This window comes from Amycolatopsis sp. NPDC051716 (assembly GCF_040681595.1).
GTDB lineage: Bacteria > Actinomycetota > Actinomycetes > Mycobacteriales > Pseudonocardiaceae > Amycolatopsis.
The window spans coordinates 118,129-125,322 of the sequence record NZ_JBFAZA010000022.1; the positions used below are offsets into that span (position 1 = coordinate 118,129).

Here is a 7,194-nt window from a genome sequence, read left to right on the forward strand (position 1 = left end):
CCACCCAGCCGGGTTAAGGTCACCGTCGGATAGACCGAGGGGACCCGATGTCGTTCGTTTCGCCGCTCTTCTTGTGGTACTTCATGCCGGCGGTGCTCATCGCCGTGCTGGTGTGCCCGCAGCGCTGGCGAAACGGCATCATCGCGGTCGCCAGCCTGCTGTTCTACACGATCGGCGCCGGCGGGTTCGTGTTCCTGCTGCTCGGCTGCATGGTCGTCAACTTCCTGGCGGGGCCGCTGCTGGCCCCGAGCCCCTGGGACGTCCACGGCGTCCGGAGGCGCCGGATCCTCATCGCGGTGGTGTCGTTCGACGTCGCGGTGCTGCTGATCTGGAAGTACGCGGGCTTCGCGACCCAGCAGATCGCGGCGGTGGCCCACTGGTTCGGCGGCAGCGTGCCGGTGGCGAGCCTGGTGGTCCCGATCGGCATCTCGTTCTTCACGTTCCACCACATTTCGTACGTGGTCGACATCTACCGCGGCGAGCGTCCGGCCCTGCGCAACCCGGTGTCGTTCGCGGCGTACATCGCGATGTTCCCGCAGCTGGTGGCGGGCCCGATCGTGCGCTACCGGGAGATCGCCGACCAGCTCCCGCAGCTGCGCTCGCACCGCCTGGACGACATCGCGGCGGGCTTCCCCCGGTTCGCGCTGGGCCTGTGCAAGAAGACGATCATCGCGGACTCACTGAGCCCGCTGGTGGACGCGTGTTTCAAGGTCCCCTCGGACCAGATGACGTTCTCCACGGCCTGGCTGGGCGCGATCGGCTACACCCTCCAGCTGTTCTTCGACTTCTCGGGCTATTCGGACATGGCCATCGGCCTCGGCCGCATGCTGGGCTTCCGGCTGCCGGAGAACTTCGCGAGGCCGTATTCCTCGGTGACGATCACGGAGTTCTGGCGCCGCTGGCACATGAGCTTGAGCCGCTGGTTCCGCGACTACGTGTACATCCCCCTGGGCGGCAACCGCCACGGAGCGGCCAAGACGTATCGCAACCTCTGCATAGTGTTCGTCCTGACGGGCTTCTGGCACGGAGCCCAGTGGACGTTCCTGGTGTGGGGCTGTTACCACGGCGCACTCCTGGTGATCGAGCGCCGCTTCGGCCTGGACTTGGACCCATCGACACCGTGGAAGCGCTACCTCCGCAGGGCCCTGACGATGTTGCTGGTGGTGATCGGCTGGGTGTTCTTCAGGTCCCCGGACCTGGGCCACGCACTGTCGATGCTCGGCCACATGCTGATCCCCGACTTCGACGGCCTGGGAGCAGGGGTGCAGCAGGCATTCACGAACCAGCGCCTGGTGTTGCTCCTGGCGGCACTGGCCGTGTTCGCACTCCCGGCTCACCCGGTGACGGGCCCCCTGCTGGAGTCGAGCCGAAGCCGCCCGGCAACGGCCCTGCGCATCGGAGTAATGACGGCAGGCCTGCTGTACGCGGCAATTTTGATCGCAACAGGAACATTCAGCCCATTCTTGTATTACCAGTTCTAAAAACCACAAGCCGAAAGCCCCGAGAAGTGACGACCGAGCTGTCCAAGACCCCAGGCGTAATCCCGTACGTGGACAACCACAACGGCCCCCGCCGCCTCCTGACCGTAGAAATCCCCCACCTGGGCCACACGGTCCGCGCCTACGCACCGATAGCAAGCATCGACGGCCGCCAGTACATCGTCTCCTGGGGTTCGGTCTCCTTCGAGATCCCCGCCGACCGCAACGTCCACGTGAGCGTCCACCTCCAGACGAACAGCGGCCGCGACTACACGATCACCCCGTTCGCGTCGATCGTCCTGTCACCGCACCCAGCCCCGATGCGCCTGGTCGCCCAGTTCGCTCCCAGCCAAGGCCCCGAAGGCGCGCTCGTCCCCCTCGCCTGAGGAAGGCACCAGGGGCTCGCTCATCCGTTCAGTATCCCCAACCCGCTCACCCGAACGGCCCAAGCGTGAAATCCTGACCCGGTGCTGACCACGCGGTACCTCTTCCTCACCCGTCACGGTGAAGCGGGACCGGACGGAACGCTCACCGAAGCGGGCCGGCGCCAAGCCGTCCTGCTCGGACGCCGTCTCCGCGACGTCCCGGTCACCTCGATCCACCACGGCCCCCTGCCGCGGGCCGCACAGACCGCCCACCTCGTCGCCGCCCAGCTCCCGGACGTTCCCCTCCACGTCGAGAAAGCGGCCGGCGACTTCGTCCCGTACACGCCGAAGCGCGAGGAACTCCCGGAAACCTCCGGCGATCTCCTGCTCGCCTTCACCCGCCAATTCCCGCCCGCCGACGAAGAACTGGCCGCCGACGCCGAACGCCGGTTCAGCGGTCCCGTGCCGGGAAGCGAGCCGAGGTACGAAGTCCTCGTCACGCACAACTTCCTCGCCGGCTGGCTCATCCGCGCGGCCCAGGACGCACCGCCGTGGCGCTGGCTCACCCTCACCCACGCCAACGCCGGCCTGACCGTCATCCGGTACTCCCCAGGACGGCCCGCCGCGCTGCTGACCTACAACGACCTGAGCCACCTCCCCGCCGAACTGCGCTGGACCGGCTTCCCACCCGACTTCTACGTTCCGTAATCGGCAACCGCGAAGCGTGTCCGCCCCGGAAAACGGCTCTCGCCCGAATGGCCGAACGTGTCAGGATGCGTGGATGAACCCGGTTCCGGCGCCCACTTCCGGTCGGCTCGGCGACTACCTCGCCGCCGACGCCGTCGTCGACCACGAGCACCCGTCGATCCGCGCGCTCGCCGACTCTCTGCGCGCCGGCGGCGACGATCCCGCCGAAGCCGCCAGGACCGCCTTCCTCTTCGTGCGGGACGAGGTCGAGCACGTCATCGACGCCGGCGATCCGCGGGTCACCTGGCGGGCGTCGGACGTCCTGCGCGAGCGCGTCGGGATCTGCTACGCGAAGGCGCACCTGCTCGCCGCTTTGCTGCGGGCGCAAGGGATCCCGGCCGGCTTCTGCTACCAGGAGCTCTCCGCGCTGCACGGGCTCAATGCCGTTTACCTGCACGGCAAGTGGTCCCGGCTCGACGCCCGCGGCAACCGCACGGGTGCCGGCGGCGAGTTTTCGCTCGACGAAGAAAAACTGGCCTGGCCGGTCGACCTCGCCGGCGGTGAACGCGACCACCCGGAGATCCACCCGGCGCCCGCCCCGGTGGTGGTGGATTACCTGATGACCACCGAACCGGGCCCCGGCTGGTACGAAAAGGGGCTCCCGCACACGCTTTGATCATGGTTTTCCCTATTTTTCGGAAAACCGGCCGACTCGGTGAATTATTGCCGAGAGTGACGTCTGTCCGTCAGCCCTGTCCCCCGAACTTCTTATTTCGCACACCTCGGTAGGCGCGTAAAGTGACTCCCCGCGCTCGAACAGACACTTTACGCATACGTCCGTTCGGGTGGTTCGAGGGAGGTGAAGCACGTGGCCGCGGCTGGCGGACGCCTCCGCCGTACCCCACTGCAAGAGATCTTCTGGACCAGGACGAGCCTGCTCCTCACGGTGCTGGTCGTGGTCGCCGGCCTGAGCTTGTGGATCGCCGGCCTGATGGACCCCGGCACCGGGAAGAACCTGGTGACGTCGCTGGGCACCGGCACCCTGATCTCCGCGATCGTCGGGTTCGGCCAGACACTGATCACCGCCAGCGCGTCGCAGAAGGCACTCGTCACCCCGGTGATCGAGGAAAGCCGGCGCGCGCTGGAGGACCTGAGCGCCGAATACCGCGCGCTGAACAAGGAGTTCTTCCCCACCGACGTCTTCGAGGCGACGACCGATCCCGACCCCGCGTTCAACCGCGCGCTGATGGCCGACCTCGACGCGACCCGGCAGTACTTCTTCCGCGGTTTCTCCGGGCGGCACGCGGCCGCCCGGCTGTTGCTTTCCCGCACCGAACGGGAACTGCGGGCCGTCATCGCCGATCCGCGCGACGCGAGCTCGATCAGCGGGCGCGCCCGGTACCTGCTGCGGCGTGAAGCGGCCGACGTCGACTACGAACGGATCCAGACCCGGCTCGACGAAGAGATCCGGATCGGGCTCGTCGGCCTCTTCCTGGCGCGCAGCCGCTGCGCGTCGGTCGACATCACCGTGGTCGCCGACCCGCCGCTGGACCGGCTCGAGATGTTCGACGACAGCGTGTGGGTGTCGCTCTACAGCGACGTGCGCGGCGCCACCAAGCTGTACCCGCGGTCCCTGCGGTTCACCGAAGGTTCCTTCCTCTACAACATGGAACGCGCCGAATTCGTGCGCGTCTCGCAGTCCCGGACCGGCCGCCACTTCCGCATCACGTCCGCGACGACGCGGACGGATTTCCTGGCGCTGTTCGAAAAGATCACCGGATCCCCGTTGTCCGAGGAGCAGTTCCGCGAGCTGGAGGGCAAGTTCCACGCCTTCCGCGCGGAGTTCTCCGCAGTCGCCGAGCTAGGGAGCTGACCTTGCTCACCCGCCTGTCCCCCCTTTCCGAACTGGCCACGCGCCTGCGCACGGCCAGGTTCCCGCTCGCCGCGGACTGGCACGCGGTCGACGGCTGGTTCCGGCCGTGGGCCGCCCAGGCCGGGCTGCGGGAAGAGCTGCGCACGCAGCTCCGCGCGCTGTCCGCCGCGCAGGCCACCAAGGTCCTGCGCTCGTCCCGGGAAACGACCACCCACTTCGCCTGGTGCCTGCTCGATTCGCCGACCGACCCGTTTTCCTTCTGGCTGCACGAATACAAGGCGCAGCAGGACTGGCGGGAGGGGTACGCGGATTCGGTGCACAACCACCGGTACCACTTCTGCACCACGATCCTCCGTGGTGACTACCTGCACGAAAGGTACGAGACGACGATCGACGCCGGCACCGGGCTGATCACGTCCGCGCGGTTGCGCCGCCGGACGCGGTGCCTGGCCGGTGCGTGTGCCACCATGCTGGCCGACGAATTCCACCGGATCCCGGAAGCGGCCACCGGAACGATGACTTTCCTCGTCAAATCACGCCCGGTGAGCAGTTTCAGCTTGTCTTTCGATCCGGCCGGCGGAATCGGTCATCGTCACGTTCCGGTAGAGGTCCGATTGGGGGAATTGGCCGACCGCATCTAGCTACACACCGGCGTCAGCGGCGCTTACCATTACTCCACCCGTCTGAACACCACGGCCGGGATGGGAGAGGTGTATGCGCACGCAGGAAAGCACGATCGACAATGTGGTCGTCGGCGCCGTCGTCGGTGCCGTTGAAAGAAGGGTCCACCGGCTCTGCCGGGAGTACGCCGATCGGCTGCCGTTCCACGGGTGGCACCACGTGAATTTCGTCCGCACGAAGGCGGCCGGTTTCGCCCGGCACAACGGTGCCGACGCGGCGGTGGTGGAAGTGGCCGCGCTGGTGCACGACGTCAACTACCTGGTGCTCCGGAACTCGCCCGCCGCGGCGGGCCGGAGCCTGCGGCGGGAAATCCTCGTCGAATGCGGCGTTCCGGCGCGGATCGCGCGGTGGATCGACGAGATCGTCGACGAAGCGGAAATGGCCACGCGCGGCCGCGACATTTCGCTGGAAGCGCAGGCGCTGAGCGACGCGGACACGTTGTTCAAGGCGTTGCCGGTGACGCCGGTGGTGCTGGCGCACCGGTACCTGCGCGAGAACGGGCTGAGCCTGCGCGAGCTGGCGGACAAGATCGTCGGCGAGCAGTGCGACGTCCACGACGAGGGGTATTACTTCTACAACCCGGAGGCGGCGGCCACGTACTCCCGCTGGGCGACGGCGAACCTCCAGCTGTGGCGGTGCATCAAGGAGGCGGTGGACGACCCGACGGTGGCGGAGCTGCTGGACGCGGTCGCTTCTTAGCCCTGCCCGTAGCCCCGCAGCCGTTCGACAACGTTGGCGACCTCGGGCGGCGGCAGCAGGCTGGGCCGGCCGGCGCTCTGCGCGAGCAGCCACACGCGGCAGGCCCATTCGAGCTGCTGGGCGCGGTGGTAGGCGGCCTCGAGGCCGTCGCCGTAGGTGAGGGTGCCGTGGTTGGCCAGCAGGCAGCCACGGCGCCCTTCGAGCGCCTCCAGCACGGCGGCCGCGAGCTCCGGCGTGCCGTAGGTGGCGTAGCGCGCGACGCGCACCGAGGGACCGATAGTGGCGATGATGTAGTGGATCGGCGGAACCTCACGCACGAGCGTCGAGACGGCGGTGGCGTGCGGCGAGTGCGTGTGCACGACGGCGGTGACGGGCTCACTGTCCGGATCACGAACGTCCCAGTACACGGACAGGTGCATCGGCAGTTCACTGGTCGGCTTGAGCGAGCCATCGACAACCTGCCCCCCAAGATCGACGACGGCGATGTCGCCGGGAGTCAGGCTGGAGTAGGCAACCCCGGTGGGCGTGACGGCGACGAGATCACCGGCCCGCAGCGAGACGTTCCCGGAGGTACCGACAACCAGGCCATCACCGACCATCCGGCGCGCATAGGCACACACGGCGGCCCGCTCGGTCTCGAGGATCATGCGCAGGTCCCGTCTAGTGGGTGATCAGCAACTGAGCTGAACACTGCCAGCCACCCACAAGCTTCGGCCACCTCCCCGGACGGGGGATTTATTCGCTTTGCCGGGCCGGGCCGCTTCGGCGCCGGGGCGGTTACCCGCCGGGCCAGATCGGGCAGGGCAGGGCCAGGTTGGGTCGGGCAGGGGCAGGGCCAGGCCCAGGTCGGACCGGGTCGGACAGGGCCGGGCAGGGCCGGGCAGGGCCAGATCGGGCCAGGCCGGGCCGGGCCAGATCGGGCTAGGTCGGGTCGGGTCGGGCCAGGTCGGGTTGGGTCGAGTTGGGTCAGGCCGGGCCGGGCCGGGCCCGGCCGGGTCAGGTCAGGCCGGGCCAGGTCAGGCCGGGCCAGGTCAGGCCGGGCCAGGTCAGGCCGGGCGAGGTTGGGTTGGGTTGGGTCAGGTCGGGCGAGGTTGGGTTGGGTCGGGTCGGGTCGGGTCGGGTCGGGTCGGCAGAGGATCACGGGGCCGCAGGCCGCGGTTCGCCCGCCGCAGTCCGCGCGGCCGCAGGCCGCAGTCCGCCCGCCGCGGTCCGCGGTCCGCGCGGCCGCAGGCCGCAGTCCGCCCGCCGCAGGCCGCGGTCCGCCCGAAACCGGCACGCCGCGCACGACCGGCACCCCACCCAGACCTCCCCCGCCACCCCGATCCGAAGCCAAAACACGGACGGTGGTGGGGGGGGGCAGGACTCCAGGGGCGCCCGACACACCACCCACCCCCCCAAGGAAAAAAAGAAG

General features: G+C 68.7%; 8 protein-coding genes. 7 read left to right on the forward strand and 1 reads right to left on the reverse strand.

Annotation, left to right across the window (positions count from 1 at the left end):
* The first annotated feature begins 47 nt into the window (after nucleotides 1-47).
* The 7 genes from AB0M30_RS28700 (at nucleotide 48) to AB0M30_RS28730 (ending at nucleotide 5,783) form a co-directional block, all read left to right on the forward strand.
* On the forward strand, nucleotides 48-1,481 hold the full coding sequence (locus AB0M30_RS28700; protein ID WP_364589646.1) for an MBOAT family protein: 1,434 nt from the start codon (nucleotides 48-50) through the stop codon (nucleotides 1,479-1,481).
* 68 nt (nucleotides 1,482-1,549) lie between these two features.
* Nucleotides 1,550-1,864, forward strand: coding sequence for a hypothetical protein (locus AB0M30_RS28705; RefSeq protein WP_364589649.1), 315 nt, complete (start codon nucleotides 1,550-1,552; stop codon nucleotides 1,862-1,864).
* Between the two features lie 81 nt (nucleotides 1,865-1,945).
* A complete protein-coding gene (locus tag AB0M30_RS28710) occupies nucleotides 1,946-2,551 on the forward strand; it encodes a histidine phosphatase family protein (RefSeq protein ID WP_364589652.1) in 606 nt (201 codons plus the stop codon).
* 73 nt (nucleotides 2,552-2,624) lie between these two features.
* Nucleotides 2,625-3,206 (forward strand): transglutaminase family protein, encoded by a 582-nt coding sequence (locus AB0M30_RS28715; RefSeq protein WP_364589655.1) that lies wholly within the window; start codon nucleotides 2,625-2,627, stop codon nucleotides 3,204-3,206.
* Nucleotides 3,207-3,389: 183 nt separating this feature from the next.
* Entirely contained in the window at nucleotides 3,390-4,403 is a 1,014-nt protein-coding gene (locus tag AB0M30_RS28720) for a hypothetical protein (protein ID WP_285986922.1), read from the forward strand.
* 2 nt (nucleotides 4,404-4,405) lie between these two features.
* Complete coding sequence (locus AB0M30_RS28725) at nucleotides 4,406-5,044, forward strand: hypothetical protein (RefSeq protein ID WP_364589658.1); 639 nt, start codon at nucleotides 4,406-4,408, stop codon at nucleotides 5,042-5,044.
* A gap of 73 nt (nucleotides 5,045-5,117) precedes the next feature.
* Nucleotides 5,118-5,783 carry an HD domain-containing protein gene (locus AB0M30_RS28730; protein ID WP_364589661.1) on the forward strand — a complete coding sequence of 222 codons (666 nt, stop codon included), beginning with the start codon at nucleotides 5,118-5,120 and terminating at the stop codon, nucleotides 5,781-5,783.
* On the opposite strand, the gene AB0M30_RS28735 is transcribed toward AB0M30_RS28730, so the two are convergent.
* Entirely contained in the window at nucleotides 5,780-6,430 is a 651-nt protein-coding gene (locus AB0M30_RS28735) for a class II aldolase/adducin family protein (protein ID WP_103343598.1), read from the reverse strand. The two genes, AB0M30_RS28730 and AB0M30_RS28735, sit on opposite strands and share 4 nt — an antisense overlap.
* Between the last annotated feature and the right edge of the window lie 764 nt (nucleotides 6,431-7,194).

What these genes read in the sequence shown, in the direction of transcription:
- AB0M30_RS28700 (WP_364589646.1), top strand. Translation starts at nt 48, where the DNA reads ATGTCGTTCGTTTCGCCGCTCTTCTTGTGGTACTTCATGCCGGCGGTG.
- AB0M30_RS28715 (WP_364589655.1), top strand. Translation starts at nt 2,625, where the DNA reads ATGAACCCGGTTCCGGCGCCCACTTCCGGTCGGCTCGGCGACTACCTC.
- AB0M30_RS28730 (WP_364589661.1), top strand. Translation starts at nt 5,118, where the DNA reads ATGCGCACGCAGGAAAGCACGATCGACAATGTGGTCGTCGGCGCCGTC.
- AB0M30_RS28735 (WP_103343598.1), bottom strand. Translation starts at nt 6,430, where the DNA reads ATGATCCTCGAGACCGAGCGGGCCGCCGTGTGTGCCTATGCGCGCCGG.